This window comes from Paenarthrobacter sp. NPDC089714, assembly GCF_044748905.1.
GTDB lineage: Bacteria > Actinomycetota > Actinomycetes > Actinomycetales > Micrococcaceae > Arthrobacter.
Genome location: NZ_JBIVGX010000006.1, coordinates 140,816 through 155,457, shown reverse-complemented (window position 1 = coordinate 155,457; position 14,642 = coordinate 140,816). Strand labels below are relative to the sequence as shown.

11 protein-coding genes are annotated in these 14,642 nt (G+C 63.3%); 6 read left to right on the top strand and 5 right to left on the bottom strand.

Annotated features, from left to right (window positions below; genetic code table 11):
- Positions 1–111: 111 nt before the first annotated feature.
- On the bottom strand, positions 112–1,494 hold the full coding sequence (gene lpdA / locus ACIPY3_RS12820) for a dihydrolipoyl dehydrogenase (RefSeq protein ID WP_400334589.1): 1,383 nt from the start codon (positions 1,492–1,494) through the stop codon (positions 112–114).
- A gap of 296 nt (positions 1,495–1,790) precedes the next feature.
- On the bottom strand, positions 1,791–3,314 hold the full coding sequence (locus tag ACIPY3_RS12815) for a leucyl aminopeptidase (protein WP_400334588.1): 1,524 nt from the start codon (positions 3,312–3,314) through the stop codon (positions 1,791–1,793).
- A gap of 335 nt (positions 3,315–3,649) precedes the next feature.
- Between ACIPY3_RS12815 and ACIPY3_RS12810 the strand changes: the two genes are divergently transcribed.
- From ACIPY3_RS12810 to ACIPY3_RS12795, 4 genes are all read left to right on the top strand, one after another.
- Positions 3,650–4,588 (top strand): proteasome assembly chaperone family protein, encoded by a 939-nt coding sequence (locus ACIPY3_RS12810; protein WP_397322834.1) that lies wholly within the window; start codon positions 3,650–3,652, stop codon positions 4,586–4,588.
- A 35-nt stretch (positions 4,589–4,623) separates the two neighbouring features.
- The gene (locus ACIPY3_RS12805; protein ID WP_400334586.1) at positions 4,624–5,982 is read left to right on the top strand and encodes a nitrate/nitrite transporter; all 1,359 of its coding nucleotides are present in this window, start codon (positions 4,624–4,626) and stop codon (positions 5,980–5,982) included.
- Positions 5,983–6,074: 92 nt separating this feature from the next.
- Positions 6,075–7,424 (top strand): DUF4192 domain-containing protein, encoded by a 1,350-nt coding sequence (locus ACIPY3_RS12800; protein ID WP_400334584.1) that lies wholly within the window; start codon positions 6,075–6,077, stop codon positions 7,422–7,424.
- A 246-nt stretch (positions 7,425–7,670) separates the two neighbouring features.
- On the top strand, positions 7,671–8,990 hold the full coding sequence (locus tag ACIPY3_RS12795) for an RNA polymerase sigma factor (RefSeq protein WP_400334582.1): 1,320 nt from the start codon (positions 7,671–7,673) through the stop codon (positions 8,988–8,990).
- A 287-nt stretch (positions 8,991–9,277) separates the two neighbouring features.
- Here the strand turns inward: ACIPY3_RS12795 and ACIPY3_RS12790 are convergent, their stop codons facing one another.
- A complete protein-coding gene (locus tag ACIPY3_RS12790) occupies positions 9,278–9,499 on the bottom strand; it encodes a hypothetical protein (RefSeq protein WP_021473125.1) in 222 nt (73 codons plus the stop codon).
- Between the two features lie 256 nt (positions 9,500–9,755).
- Between ACIPY3_RS12790 and ACIPY3_RS12785 the strand changes: the two genes are divergently transcribed.
- On the top strand, positions 9,756–11,864 hold the full coding sequence (locus ACIPY3_RS12785) for a type IIA DNA topoisomerase subunit B (protein ID WP_400334580.1): 2,109 nt from the start codon (positions 9,756–9,758) through the stop codon (positions 11,862–11,864).
- Here ACIPY3_RS12785 and ACIPY3_RS12780 read toward each other — a convergent pair.
- A complete protein-coding gene (locus tag ACIPY3_RS12780) occupies positions 11,861–13,051 on the bottom strand; it encodes an MFS transporter (protein WP_400334576.1) in 1,191 nt (396 codons plus the stop codon). The genes ACIPY3_RS12785 and ACIPY3_RS12780 overlap by 4 nt on opposite strands.
- Before the next feature lie 34 nt (positions 13,052–13,085).
- On the opposite strand from ACIPY3_RS12780, the gene ACIPY3_RS12775 reads away from it, so the two are divergent.
- Positions 13,086–13,625: a Chromate resistance protein ChrB gene (locus tag ACIPY3_RS12775; protein ID WP_400334574.1), complete on the top strand. Its 540-nt coding sequence runs from the start codon at positions 13,086–13,088 to the stop codon at positions 13,623–13,625.
- Positions 13,626–13,651: 26 nt separating this feature from the next.
- On the opposite strand, the gene ACIPY3_RS12770 is transcribed toward ACIPY3_RS12775, so the two are convergent.
- Positions 13,652–14,641 carry a M56 family metallopeptidase gene (locus tag ACIPY3_RS12770; RefSeq protein ID WP_400334571.1) on the bottom strand — a complete coding sequence of 330 codons (990 nt, stop codon included), beginning with the start codon at positions 14,639–14,641 and terminating at the stop codon, positions 13,652–13,654.
- Between the last annotated feature and the right edge of the window lies 1 nt (position 14,642).

The following is a 14,642-nucleotide window of genomic DNA, read 5'->3' as shown; positions in this document are numbered from 1 at the left end:
GTCCCCGTTCTCCTTATTGATCTTTTTGTGCGGATGAATGCTGCTGGTCCGGGCGGGTGCACGCTGCAGATTCTGCCGCGTGCACCCGGCCCGTTTGTCTTGGGTAAAGACTTAGCCGTGGAGCGGCTTGCCCGCGAGGGCGAGGTGGGCTTCGCCCAGGGCTTCGTTCTGCGTGGGGTGGGCGTGGACCAACTGGGCCACGTCTTCCGGGTAGGCTTCCCAGTTCACGATCAGCTGGGCTTCGCCGATCTGCTCACCAATGCGCGAGCCGATCATGTGGATGCCAACCACCGGGCCATCCTTCTGGCGGACGAGCTTGACGATGCCGCCCGTGCCCAGGATGGAGCTCTTGCCGTTGCCAGCCAGGTTGTACTCCTGGGTCTGCACCTGGTCGTCGCCGAACTTTTCCTTGGCGAGCTTCTCGGTGTAGCCCACGGTTGCGATTTCAGGCTCGCAGTAGGTGACCTTGGGGATGTTGATGTCCTCGACGATCGCGGGGTTCAGGCCTGCGATTTCCTCGGCAACGAAGATGCCTTGCTGGTAGCCACGGTGGGCAAGCTGCACGCCGGGGACGATGTCGCCGACGGCGTAGATGTTGCCGACGCCGGTGTGGAGGCGCTCGTTGGTGATGACGAAGCCGCGGTCGATGGTGATGCCTGCTTCTTCGTAGCCCAAGTTGGCGGTGACGGGGCCACGGCCAACGGCGACAAGAAGGAGGTCGGCTTCGAACGTCTGTCCGTCGACCAAGGTGACCTTGACGCCGTTCTCGTCCTGCTCAACGCCCTGGAAGAAGATGCCGGTGCTGAACTTGATGCCGCGCTTCTTGAAGGCACGCTCGAGGTTCTTGACGATCGAGGCGTCTTCGTTGGGAACCAAGGAAGGGAGGCCTTCGATGATGGTGACATCCACGCCGAAGGACTTCCACACGGAAGCGAATTCGACGCCGATCACGCCGCCGCCGAGCACGATCGCGCTCTTGGGGATGTAGTCCATGGTGAGGGCCTGGTCCGAGGTGATGACCTTGCCGCCGATTTCCAGTCCGGGAAGCGAGCGCGAGTAGGAGCCCGTGGCCAGGACGATGTTCTTGCCGGTGTAGGCCGTTCCGTTCACCACGACGGTGTTGTTGCCCTGGAGCTTGCCTTCACCTTCGATCACGGTGATGCCCTTGGACTTGATGAGTCCCTGGAGTCCCTTGAACTTACCGGCAATGATGCCGTCCTTGTAGGCGTTCACAGCGGACATGTCGATGCTGTCCAGGGTTACGTTCACGCCGTACTTGGCGGAATCGCGTGCATGGTCGGCCAGTTCGGCCGAGTGCAGGAGTGCCTTGGTGGGGATACAGCCGTTGTGGAGGCAGGTTCCGCCGAGCTTTGCCTTTTCCACAAGGCCAACGGTGAACCCCAGCTGTACGGCCCGCAAAGCCGTGGCGTAGCCGCCGCTGCCGCCACCGAGTACCAGGATGTCGAATTCTTGCGCAGTTGCCTGATCGGCCACTAAAACGCTCCCTCGCGTGAATGATGACACGGGACTGCGTGTCATCGGGTCTTTGGAACTTGTTCTGCCGTGATTATGCCAGCACCTAAGTTCTCTTGCATTTGTGACTATCGAGTTCACCTTAGCGAACCACCTACCCATGCTCCACCCTCTGCGGGCGTTTGTGGAGCGCTTGTGTCGAGACTCACGTTCACTTGTGACACAGCCCTACACGCCGCATAATTCCGGGGCGGGGCGGGCCTTCCGGACGTGGTCCGGGAAGGCCCGCCAGTGCCTCGGCGGAGTGGCAGGAACGTCTAGGCGGAAGCCGTCAGAAGGTCTTCCGCGTAGGCCACCAGGGTACGGACCGTGCAGCCGGTTCCCTGCTTGGGCGTGTAGCCGTAGGGGCTGCCGTTGTTGAAGGACGGTCCGGCGATGTCCACGTGGGCCCAGGGGATTTGTTCACCGTTGCCGTTCTTTCCGACGAACTCGCGGAGGAAGACGGCTGCGGTCATCATGCCGCCGTTGCGTTCGCCGATGTTCGCGATGTCCGCAACCTGCGAATCCAGGCTGGGACGCAGCTCCTCGGGAAGGGGCATGGGCCACACCAGTTCGCCGGCACGGTCTGCTGCGGACTTGAGGGCGGAGGTCACTGAGTCCGAGCCCATCACGCCCGCGGTCCGAAGGCCCAAGGCGATCAGTTGGGCGCCCGTCAACGTAGCGACGTCGATGATGGCGTCCGGGGCCTCCAGGCTGGCGGCGACGATGCCGTCGGCCATGACCAGGCGGCCCTCCGCGTCTGTGTTGAGGACCTCGACGGTCTTGCCACCGTAGACAGTGAGGACATCGGCGGGCCGCTGCGCTGCGCCGGAAGGCATGTTCTCCGCGATGCACAGCCAGGCGGTTGCCTTAATGGGAAGCCCAAGGGAGGCAATGGCCAGGACAGTGTTAAGGACGACGGCGGCACCGGCCATGTCGCTCTTCATGTCGCCCATGCCGAGGGCCGGCTTGATCGAGATGCCACCGGTGTCGAAGGTAATGCCCTTGCCCACCAGCGCGATCTTCTTGGTGGCCTTGGCCGGGGCGTACTCCACCTTGACCAGGCGGGGCTGGCGGGTAGAGCCCTTGCCGACGCCGAGGATACCGCCGAAGCCTTCCTTTTCGAGGCGCTTTTCATCCCACACGGTGACCTTGACAGGCAGCCCTTTGGCGAGGTCCTTGGCGGAGTCGGCGAACGATTCAGGGAAGAGGTGGCTCGGGGGTTGGTTGACGAGGGTGCGCGTAGCGTTGACGGCCCGGGCCAGGACAGTGGCACGGTCCAGGACGGGCTGTGCTTCCTTTGCGGCGACCTCTGTGTAGAGGAGGACTTTGCTGACGGGTGCCTTCAAGCCGTCCTGGCTTGAGCGGTGCTCGGTGTACGAGTACGAACCAAGGGCCGCACCTTCGGCCACGGCTGCGACTTCGGCCACCGTGGATGCCGGGAACGCAAGCGTTACCGTGGACAGTCCGGCGAGTTGGCGGACAGCCGAACCCGCCGCGCGGCGCAGCGCCTCTTCGGTGAGGCGGCCGCCGTCGGACGTCTTTCCTGTTCCGGCGAGGACGAGGATTTCCGAGCCGGTTTCCGGCAGGCCCGGCAGGCGGTGCACCTGGTCGGCGGCGCCCGTGATTCCCAGGACTTTCAGGGATCCGGTGATTGACTCGGCGGCTTTGGCGCTCAGGGGATTGGACAGCAGCACCGGGCCGTCAGCGCCTTGCGCCACGCCCACCACGAGGGCGTCGCTGGGGGACTTTTTCAGATCCTTGGCGATCACGCCGAGGAGGATGTCAGTAGTCTTGACCACGAGGATGTGTCCTCACTTCTCTCTGCATTGCATGGCAGGGCTGCATGTTTGGCGCCCTGCTCCGGTACGCGCCCGGCGTCTTGTTGCGACGGCGGCCTTGGTCTTCGGGACCAGCGTAGCGAAAGGGCGCCGGCCCATTTCGATCGTAGTCTCTCGCGGGCTGCGGAGAGCAATTAAATGAGATTTGCGGCACACCGGGCGGCAGGAATGCCCGCTCGACGTGCTGCGTTGTATCTACAACGGACCTTCAAGACCGGTCCTTGCCCTGCACGGATTCCACGCGAATCCATGCGTTGGCCGGGCCCCGAACTTTGCCACTGTGAAAGGAACACGCCGTGTTTGAACGGATATCCGGCTCCCTCCTGGACCCCGAGGCGCTCTACGCGAGCAACATCGAGATTTTCCACAGCCCCGAATTGCGCGGACTGAACATGGTGATGGGCTTTACCGGTTTCGCCGATGCCGGACATGTGGTCCGGCAGATCAATGCGGAATTGCTTGACCAGCTCGACGCCGAGGTGGTGGCGATGTTCGACGCCGACCAGCTGATCGACTACCGCTCCCGGCGGCCCCATATCACCTTCGTCGAGGACCACCTGCAGGATTACCAGCCGCCACGCCTGGGCCTCTACAAGCTGACCGACGGACTCGGACAGCCCTTCCTCCTGCTGGCAGGGTTCGAACCTGACCTGCAGTGGGAACGCTTCTCCAGGGCCGTTGTGGGCATTGTGGAAAAGCTCGACGTGAACCTCGTGACGTGGATCCACTCGATCCCCATGCCTGTTCCGCATACCCGGCCAGTGGGCGTTACAGTCCATGGCAACCGCCCCGAACTCATCGAGGGCATTTCCAGTTGGAAACCGACGGTGGAAGTACCCGCAGCGATTGGACACATCCTCGAACTGCGGCTCACCGAAGCCGAGCGCAACGTAGCAGGCTATGTCATCCATGTCCCGCACTACTTGTCCGAAGCGGAGTACCCGCAAGCGGCAGTGGCTGGCCTGGAGTACTTGGGAGCGGCAACCTCGCTGATGCTGCCCACCGACCGTCTGCGTGAATCAGGCCGGGAAGTGGGCCGGCAAATTGCCGAACAAATCGAATCGTCCGAGGAAGTGCAGGCTGTGGTTTCGAATTTGGAAGCCCGGTACGACGAGAAATCCGAGGGTATTGTGCGCCGTTCCCTGCTCGCGGACGAGAACGATGAACTTCCCAACGCGGAGGATCTCGGTGCCGCAGTGGAGGCTTACCTCGCCCGTAAGGACGCGCCTCAATAAATCAGCTTTGATCTCATGGCAGGCATAATTAAGGAGTGAATTCTCCCCGCGCCTGGCTCATCTGGACAATCGGCGTGTTCGCCTACCTCGTGGCTGTGGCGCAGCGGACATCGTTCGGCGTCGCCGGGCTGGAAGCCACGGAGCGGTTCCATGCAAGCGCCGCCGCGGTCTCCTTCTTCACGGTCCTGCAATTGTTGGTCTACGCCGGTTTGCAGATTCCGGTGGGCGTCCTGGTGGACCGGTTCGGCTCCCGGGTGATGGTCGCCGGTGGCGCGGTCCTGATGGGCTTGGGGCAACTGCAGTTGGCCTTCGCGGACAGCGTTCCCGGTGGTGTCCTGGGCAGGGTGCTGGTTGGCGCGGGAGACGCCATGACCTTCATTTCAGTGATCCGGCTGGTTCCCTTGTGGTTCGCTCCGGCACGCGTTCCGTTGGTAACGCAGTTGACCGGCATGTGCGGGCAATTGGGCCAGTTGTTCAGCGTGGTGCCGTTTGCGCTGTTATTGCATTCCGCGGGGTGGACCCCTGCGTTCCTCTCGCTGGCGGCATTGTCTGTGCTCGCCGTCGTCCTTGTCCTCGTCTTGTTGAGGGATGCTCCTCCGGGCCACCCGCCGAGGGACACCTCCCAAGGACTCAGGGCCACGGGAGTTTCCTTGTCGCGGGCTTGGAAGCAGCCCGGTACGAGGCTTGGGCTGTGGAGCCACTTCACAGTGCAGTTCAGCGGAAACCTGTTTGCCATGACCTGGGGCTACCCCTTCCTCCTTTCGGCCCAGGGGCTGGACGCAACGACGGTTTCCGCGCTGATGGCGTTGTTTGTGGCCACGGCCATTGTTTCGGGACCCGGCGTGGGGCGGTTCGTCTCCAAGCACCCCATGAGGCGTTCGGCCATGGTCCTTCTGATAACCCTTGCCACTGCGCTCGTGTGGGCGGCGGTCCTCGTGCTGCCCGAGAGGGCGCCGCTCTGGCTGCTGGTAGTCCTCGTGGTGGTGTTGGCCGTCGGAGGTCCGGGCTCGATGATCGGCTTCGACTTTGCCAGGACCTTCAATCCCTCGCACAGAATCGGGACCGCAACGGGAATCGTCAACGTCGGAGGATTTATCGCGGCGCTTGTGGCGATCTACCTCATCGGCCTTGTGCTTGACGTCCTGAATGCCAGTGGCTTTTCCAACGGTGTCTTGTACGGACTGGCCCCGTTCCGGATCGCTCTGAGCATCCAGTTCGTGCTCCTCGCGCTGGGTACAGTGTTGATCCTTTTGACCAGGCGCAAGGTACGCCGCCAGATGGCGGCGCAGGGCATCCATGTGACCCCGCTGGTGGCAACGCTGGCCAAGCAGCGCCGTGAGCGGATTGAGCGGCGGCGTACAGCGCGCCAGGCTTCCCACCCTGGCGACACGTAGCAACCAGCTTCACTGGTCTTCCCCAGGACCCCTTTTCCACATACGCAAATTGGCGGCTGTCCGCTCCACTCCGCGCTGGCCAAGCTTGAGGCATGACCAGCAACGAGACCCTCAACATCTACCGGCCCGAAGACGTTCTGGGCTACATTCCGCATCTGCTTGGCTACTGGCCCCAGGACAGCCTGGTAGCCATCACCATGCAGGAGAAGACTTTCGGAGCTACCCTTCGGGTGGATCTTCCCACGTCGAACTCGCCACGCGTCCGGGCTGCCTTTGCAGAGTACGTAAGGAACCACCTCCTCGCCGACGAACAGGCAGATGGTGTGGTCCTTGCCCTGTATGACAGTGCCGGCTGGGACGACGGCTCGGTGGTGTGCCGCGCGATGCCGGTGTTGGTGGCCTTGCAGCAGGCTCTCGAGACTGTGGGGCTTTGCGTCCGGGAAGCGTGGCTGGTGGGAGACGATTATTGGCGCAGTGCTTTCTGTACAGACGCGGACTGCTGTCCAGTCCCGGGCTTGCCAGTGGAACAGATACGGAACGGCCGGATCAACGCCGAGATGGTTTACCGCGGAAGCAGCGTGGGGTCGTCGCCGCAGAGCCGGGTGGACCCGCCCAGGCTCGCGCTGCCAGGGAAACCACATGGGGGCGTGCTTGAGGCGGAGTTGAAATTCGAGGGTCAGTTCACTGGTGCGTGGCGCAGCCGGCTGTGCCTGGGCGCAGTCATGGATGCCTGGCTTCAGATTTTGGACAGGCCGTGGGCGCGGGGTGAATCTACCCCGGACGGTGCGGGGGAGGTGCAGGGGTTCGAGGGGCCGGCCGCGGACGAATTGGTGGGCTTCCTGCGGGCAAGCCTTGCCGTGCCACCATGGCGGGACGCCATCATGGTCATGGCGGCGGCCGGGGTGCGGTCTGCGAAGGCCGGGGCGGAGGCCTTCAATCTCTTCGACGAAAATGTCTCACCATCGCTGCCCTTTGATCCACTCGAACTTGGGTTGCGGGCCGGCCATGATCCGTCTGATTGGCCCGAAACAGCTTTCGGCACGGGCAGAGGAGGCGGGCTGGCCGGAGAGCCGGAGATGCCACAGCCGTCCCTGGATTCGGGCCATGGCGGGCTCTTCTCCTACGGGGAGGTGCTCCTGGGTGTGCAACCCGGTATTCCCGATTGGCAGCTCCTTGACGCCCTGCAGCGGGTGTTGTCCTTCCTGAGCTTCGACGAAGAAGAGAGCGAGGCCGCCGCGGCTGCACTGACCCTCCAAGGATGGATCGCCTGGTGCAAGGGGAGCGGTTCATTCGCCCATGCCTGCCTTGACCGCGCCCTGGCCGTCAACCCCGGATACAGGCTGGCGGAACTCCTCGACGAGATCCTGGGCCAGGGCACCGTCAGCGGATGGGCCCGGCGTCCTGACTCGGCGTGGGGCACCCATGTTGCCGGCAGAAAATAGGCCGGCGACTGCCCTGCTACGCGTGGGATTCGCAAAATCGTGAGACAATGGATGCCGAGACCCGGTTGGGTCCGCGTTTGAATGCCCGTTGGCCCCCGTATTTGGGGAACATTTCGGAGGCGTCGGCAGTTGTACCTAGAGACCCTGCGGACGGCGATTGCATTTGAAAATAATCGCGGACTTGACAGGGTCATAGTGGTGTTGCCCACATGGTGATTCCACAGACCGCCGCTAGAAAGGTTTTCTGTGACCCCGTCTTCCGTCGAGAAGGAACCCGCCGCCCAGGCCGAACTGTCCGCTGAGGAAAAGAAGGCGGCTTCGGCAAAGAGCGCGGCGACTCGTGCTGCCAGCAAGGCTTCAGAGGGAAACCCTGACAAGCCTGCACCCAAGAAGCGTGGACCCAAGCCCGGTGCCAAGGCCGCGGCTGAGGCTGCCAACAAGTCTTCAGATGCCGAAGACGACTCTGACGATGTGGAAGTCGAGGACGAAGAATTCGATCCCTCGGCAGCTGAGGAAGTGGAAGTCGGCGACGACGAGGCTGAAGAGGGGGGTGCTCCTGCCGGCAAGGACAAGCCTGCCCCCACTGGTTCCGGCTTTGTCTATTCCGATGCCGATGACGACGACGCCCCCGTCCAGCAGGTCATGTCCGCCGGTGCAACCGCAGACCCCGTCAAGGACTACCTGAAGCAGATCGGCAAGGTAGCACTGCTGAACGCCGAGCAGGAAGTCGACCTCGCACTCAGGATCGAAGCCGGCCTCTTTGCTGAAGAGAAGATTGCCGCCGATGACGGATCCATGGACCCCAAGCTCAAGCGCGAGCTGGAGTTTGTTATCCACGACGGCAAGCGTGCCAAGAACCACCTGCTTGAGGCGAACCTTCGTCTCGTCGTGTCCTTGGCCAAGCGGTACACCGGCCGCGGCATGCTCTTCCTGGACTTGATCCAGGAAGGAAACCTGGGCCTTATCCGCGCCGTGGAGAAGTTCGACTACACCAAGGGCTTCAAGTTCTCCACGTACGCCACGTGGTGGATCCGGCAGGCCATCACCCGTGCAATGGCCGACCAGGCGCGGACCATCCGTATCCCGGTCCACATGGTTGAGGTCATCAACAAGCTGGCCCGTGTGCAGCGCCAGATGCTGCAGGACCTCGGACGCGAACCCACGCCGGAAGAACTGGCCCTGGAACTGGACATGACCCCGGAGAAGGTCGTGGAAGTCCAGAAGTACGGTCGCGAGCCGATTTCCCTGCACACGCCGCTGGGTGAAGACGGCGACTCGGAGTTCGGTGACCTGATCGAGGACTCGGAGGCCGTTGTTCCGGCAGACGCCGTGAGCTTCACGCTTCTCCAGGAACAGCTCCACTCCGTACTGGACACGCTCTCCGAGCGTGAAGCCGGTGTGGTGGCCATGCGTTTCGGCTTGACCGATGGCCAGCCGAAGACTTTAGACGAAATCGGCAAGGTCTACGGAGTGACGCGTGAACGTATCCGCCAGATCGAATCCAAGACCATGTCCAAGCTGCGGCACCCCTCCCGCTCGCAGGTCTTGCGGGACTACCTGGACTAAGAACCGCTGGAAGTGAACAGCAGCCCTGCCGGATATCCGGCAGGGCTGCTGCTTTAAGCCCAGGGGCGGCGAGGCGCACCCAACTGATCTGACTGGCACTTCTGGTTGTTCCCAGCGCTGGGAACAACCACAAATGCCAGTTACTTGGGTTCATCCATGCCCGCAACGATCGATCCCGAGGCTGGGGACAGCTCCAGGACAAGCCAGTAAAGCGCCAGGACAAGCCCGTTAACAGGAACAGGGCCTCTCCCTGGTGGGAGAGACCCTGCTGCGGTTGGTTGTCCTGCTTAGTCGACCGGAACGGGTGCCTTCTCGTTGAGGCGTTCGGTCTCATCGTGCCAGTCGGAGGTCAGGGGCCGGAGCGTGGCCTCAACTGCGCGGGCGTGGTGGCCGCAGAAAAGCAGCTCACCGCCGGAGGACTCGAGTACAACGCGGACATATGCCTGAGCCCCGCAACGATCGCATCGGTCAGCTGCGTTAAGCGTGCGGTCTGCAACTGCTGTTGTCATGTCGGCCTCCTTAGTAGTTCTGTACATCCATATAACCAGTATTCGAAGCAGAACCATGGCAAGGATGGATCACTTTCGCTGTCCGCGTATCACATGTGCGTAACGTAACGGGACCGCTGTGTCGATGCCGGGAGTGGCAAACGGTTCCCGGCGGCGCCGGCGGCTACCCTAGTATGGGCAGAGTTTGCCTTGATTTTGGCGGACACAAACGCTGCTGGAAACACCCTGAGATATACCCCGAAGGAGCACACCGCGAGTGGCACCGAGTTCTGAATACAACGCCCGGCATCTTTCTGTCCTTGAGGGCCTGGAAGCTGTCCGCAAGCGCCCGGGCATGTACATCGGTTCCACGGACTCCCGTGGCCTCATGCACTGCCTTTGGGAAATCATCGACAACGCGGTGGATGAGGCGCTTGCAGGATTCGGCCACGACATCAAGGTCATCCTGCACGCGGACAACTCGGTGGAAATCCACGACGACGGCCGTGGCATCCCGGTTGACGTTGAACCCAAGACGGGCCTGACAGGCGTCGAGGTGGTCTTCACCAAGCTGCACGCGGGCGGTAAGTTCGGCGGCGGCTCCTATACTGCATCGGGTGGCCTGCACGGTGTTGGCGCTTCTGTGGTCAACGCTTTGTCAAGCCGATTGGACGTCCAGGTGGACCGCGGCAGCAAGACGTACCAGATGTCCTTCCGCCGGGGCGAGCCGGGGCGTTTTCAGGATTCGGGCGCCAAGACCGGTCCCGAGTCGGCGTTTGAGCCGTTCGTAGAGGGCTCGGTGCTTGACGTCGTCGGCAAGGCCAAGCGGGGAGTCACCGGCACCCGCGTCCGCTACTGGGCGGACCGTCAGATCTTCACGCCTGACGCCCGGTTCTCCTATGAGGACCTGGTTGCCCGCGCCCGCCAAACCTCGTTCCTTGTCCCGGGACTGAAAATCACCGTCCGCGACGAACGCAAACTGCCAGGCACCCCCGGTGAGGCCGGCGTTCATGAGGAAGTCTTCCACCACGATGGCGGAATTTCCGAGTTCGTCGATTTCCTTGCCGCGGACTCGGGCGTCACGGACATTTGGCGCCTTCATGGCTCGGGGAAGTTCAAAGAGACCGTTCCCGTGTTGGACGAAAACGGCCACAGCAAGATCGCCGAAGTCGAGCGCGATTGCGAGGTGGACATTGCCCTGCGCTGGGGCATCGGCTACGACACCACCATGCGCAGTTTCGTCAACATCATCGCAACGCCCAAGGGCGGAACCCACCAGGCAGGCTTTGAGGCCGCACTGCTCAAGACGTTCCGCAAAGCGGTGGAGGCCAACGCACGCAAGCTCAAGGCCGGCAACGACAAAATCGAGAAGGACGATGTCCTGGCCGGGTTGACCGCAGTCCTGACGGTGCGTCTGGCCGAACCGCAGTTTGAGGGGCAGACCAAGGAGATCCTGGGGACCTCGGCCGTGCGGGCCATCGTGGCCAGGGTAGTGGAGCAGGAAATCTCAGCGAAGCTGGCGTCGTCCAACCGCAATGACAAGGCGCAATCCTCGCTGCTCCTCGAGAAGATCGTCAGCGAAATGAAGTCCCGCATTTCAGCGCGTGTGCACAAGGAAACCCAGCGCCGGAAGAATGCGCTGGAAACGTCCTCGATGCCCACCAAGCTTGCCGATTGCAGGACGGACGATGTTGCGCGTTCGGAGTTGTTCATTGTGGAAGGTGATTCCGCCTTGGGCACCGCCAAGCTGGCGCGTTCCTCCGATTTCCAGGCCTTGCTGCCTATTCGCGGCAAGATCCTCAATGTCCAGAAGGCCTCGGTGGGGGACATGCTCTCCAATGCCGAGTGTGCAGCCCTGATCCAGGTTGTGGGCGCGGGATCCGGGCGCAGCTTTGATATCGAGGCTGCCCGCTACGGCAAGGTCATCCTCATGACCGATGCGGATGTTGACGGCGCGCATATCCGGACGCTGCTGCTGACGCTGTTCTTCCGGTACATGCGTCCGATGGTCGAAGCCGGGCGGGTGTTCGCCGCCGTACCTCCGCTGCACCGGGTTGAAGTCATCAACCCGGGGCAGAAGGCGAACGAGATGATCTACACGTATTCGGAGGCCGAGCTCCACGTCCTCTTGGCCAACCTCGCCAAGGAAGGAAAGCGCTACAAGGAACCGATCCAGCGCTACAAGGGCCTTGGCGAGATGGATGCCCAGCAGCTGGCCGAGACCACCATGGACCCGAGGCACCGCACGCTGCGTAAGGTGGGCATCGACAGTGCCCAGCGTGCCGAGGAAGTCTTTGACCTGCTGATGGGATCCGACGTGGCACCGCGCAAGGAGTTCATCATCGCCGGTGCCGCGACGCTGGATCGGGAACGCATCGACGCTTAGCGTTGCGCGGGACGAACGGCGTCGTCGTCTGCTTTTGCCGACGGCGCGGCCAGGGAGGCGGCCGCTGCGACGGCGGCAAGGGCGCCGAGCCCCCACGGCAGGCCGGCAGCGACGGCGACGCCGCCCACCAGAAGGGGACCTCCGGCGTCGCCAAGTTCCCGGCCGAGTTCGGCCGAGCCCATGGTGCGGCCCAGCCGCTCGGCCGGCGTGGAGTCCGCAAGGTGCGCGAAGGCCAGCGGCGTCGCGACGCCGATGCCCGCCCCGATCAACACAGCACTGAGGTAAATGGCGGCCGCGCCGGGAAGCAGCGCTGCCGTGAGCGTCCCGGCTGTGATGGCCAGGAGGCCGGACACCATGCCGGGCCGGTCGTGCAGGATTCCGCGGTCCCGGAGTTTCCCGATCCGCGGTTGGATGAGCGCGGAGGCTATGGCGAGGACCGTTACGACGGCGATGCTCCCCGCAGTGCCAAGTCCCTCCCTGGCTGCCAACGCGGGAAGGAAGCCGACGGCGGCCCCCAATGCGCCGGTGCCGGCGGCCAGGACGATCGTTGGGCCAAGAAAGGACCGCTGCGTGCTTTGCCGCCAGACGTCCAGGATCGTGTATCGGGGCCGGGGGAGCGGCTGGAGGCGTGGTACGGCCATAGCAACCCAGATTGCGGTCAGCAAGCCCACCATGGCCAACACGCCGAACAGCAAGCTGAAGCCACCCGTGATGATGGCGATGGCGCCCAGCAGCGGGCCGATGGCATACCCCAAGCCCTTCCAGGAGCCATAGCGGCCAAAGTAGTGTCCGGTTCTGCCGCCTGCCAGGCGCGCCACGCTGGCCGAGGACGCAGGCGAGAATGCCGAGGCGGCCATACCCTGTCCCAGCCTCGCGGCTGCGAGCATGAACGGCTGTTCGGCCCACAGCCCGATGAGGGAGGCGCCGGCGAAGGCCACCAGACCCCCGATGATGACCGGTTTGGGTCCGATCCGGTCGCTGAGTGAGCCAAAGACCGGTTTGAGAAAGACTTCGGCGACGTCGTAGAGGGCGAGCAGGACGCCCAAACCCAGCAGGTTGAGGCCGATGTCGGCGCTTTCGGCACCCAATCCGGCCGCCACTGCGTGGGCGCCGAAGGCTGTGGTAAAACCGGCTGCGTAGAGTGGCCATCGATGGCTGTTGTGGAAAACGGGGGATTCAGCGTTCACATCATTGAATGTAACAGGTGATACATTCAATGATGTGATTGAGAAGGACATTGCATGGCTCCTGCTTTTAGTGCAGGTTCCGGCCCAGCCCTCGCGGCATCGGGTGGCCGTGTGGAGGGAGCTGCGGAAGACCGGGGCAGTGCCGCTGTCGCCAGGAACCTGGGTCCTGCCCGCACATCCCGCGTTCGAGGAAGGACTCGGCCGGGTCCAGCAGCTCGTTGACAAGGGATCAGGTACGTGGACAGTTGTGGATGCTGTTCCGCGAGGAGACGGAGTTTCCGCCTTCCGCGACGCGTTCGTGGCGGCGCGGGCCGACGAATGGGCTGAGTTTGCGGCTGACTGCGGCAAATTCGAGCAGGAGATCGCCAAGGAGATCTCACGCAAGAAGTTCACCCTCGCAGAACTCGACGAAGAAGAGCAGAGCCTGGAGCGCCTGCGTCGATGGTTCCGGGAGTTGAAGTCACGGGATGTCTTGCGTTTGCCGCAGGCCTCGGAGGCCGCCGATCGCTTGGCACAGTGCTCTGCGGACTTGGATGGCTTTGCCGAACTGGTCTATGAGGCTACCCTGACGTAGCCGCTCCCGGGGCAGGAAGCCCGGGGTCAGCCGAGCAATCCCGGAACAATCAGCAGCGCTGTGGGGACCGCGAGCAACAGCGCCGAGGTCACCAAAACCAGCGTTCGCAATCCCTTGGCGAGTGGTGGCTGAGGCGAGAGCAGGCGGCTGACGCGTGACGCCGTCGTGCGTGGGGAGTCGGCCCCGCCGGTGGCGCTGACGGATCCGCCCTCAATGATTCCGCTGCCTCCCGCCAGTGAGCCGGCCGAAAGGGTGCCAGGCGACGCCGAGCCGCTGGAGACTATTGCGATGGCCTTGATGAGCGTGCCCTTGCTTTCGGTCCGCAGGGCGACGTCGTCGGCGAGCATTTCGATCAGCGAATTCACCGCGGTCTGCGCCAGCCTGGTGGTGGGAAACCAGGGCAACGCCTGCCGCCAGGCTGCAAAGGCCCAGAGGAGGAGGTCGTGCCGTTGGGAGAGGTGGGCGTTTTCGTGGATGAGGACCGCCCTGAGTTCCGCCGGTTCCAGAGCCGCCATCAGGCCATCGGAGAGGACTGTCACCGAGCGGGCTCCGCCCGGGAGGCAATAAGCCACGGGGGAGTCGTGGTTGATGACTACAGTCCCGGGGCCATCGGCGGAGGGAGAAGCGAGCAGGGCGAGCAATTCACGGTGCCTGCGCCGCTGCCGTTCGATCTTGTAGTAGGTCAGCAACAGCGTGAAGACCAAGTGGGCCGTCAGCAGGGCGGCCGCCGAGAGCGCAAAGAGGTGCCAGAACCCCAACGCTGTGGTTGGTTCGTTGTTGAAGACCATCCCCGCCAGGCCCTTCAACCCGGCGATCAGGGTGTCGCCGATGGGCTCCAGTCCGTAGACCAGCATGGCGCCGATCATCGACAATCCACCGGCAAGGGCTATCGCCTGCCAGAGCACCATGGCGGTGAACGGGGAGCGCGCCGGCCACTGTGCCCGGGAGAGAAGGACAGGCACAGGCCATGCCAAAATCAATGCCAGGACCGCCAGGAGATATGAGGTCCAGAACATA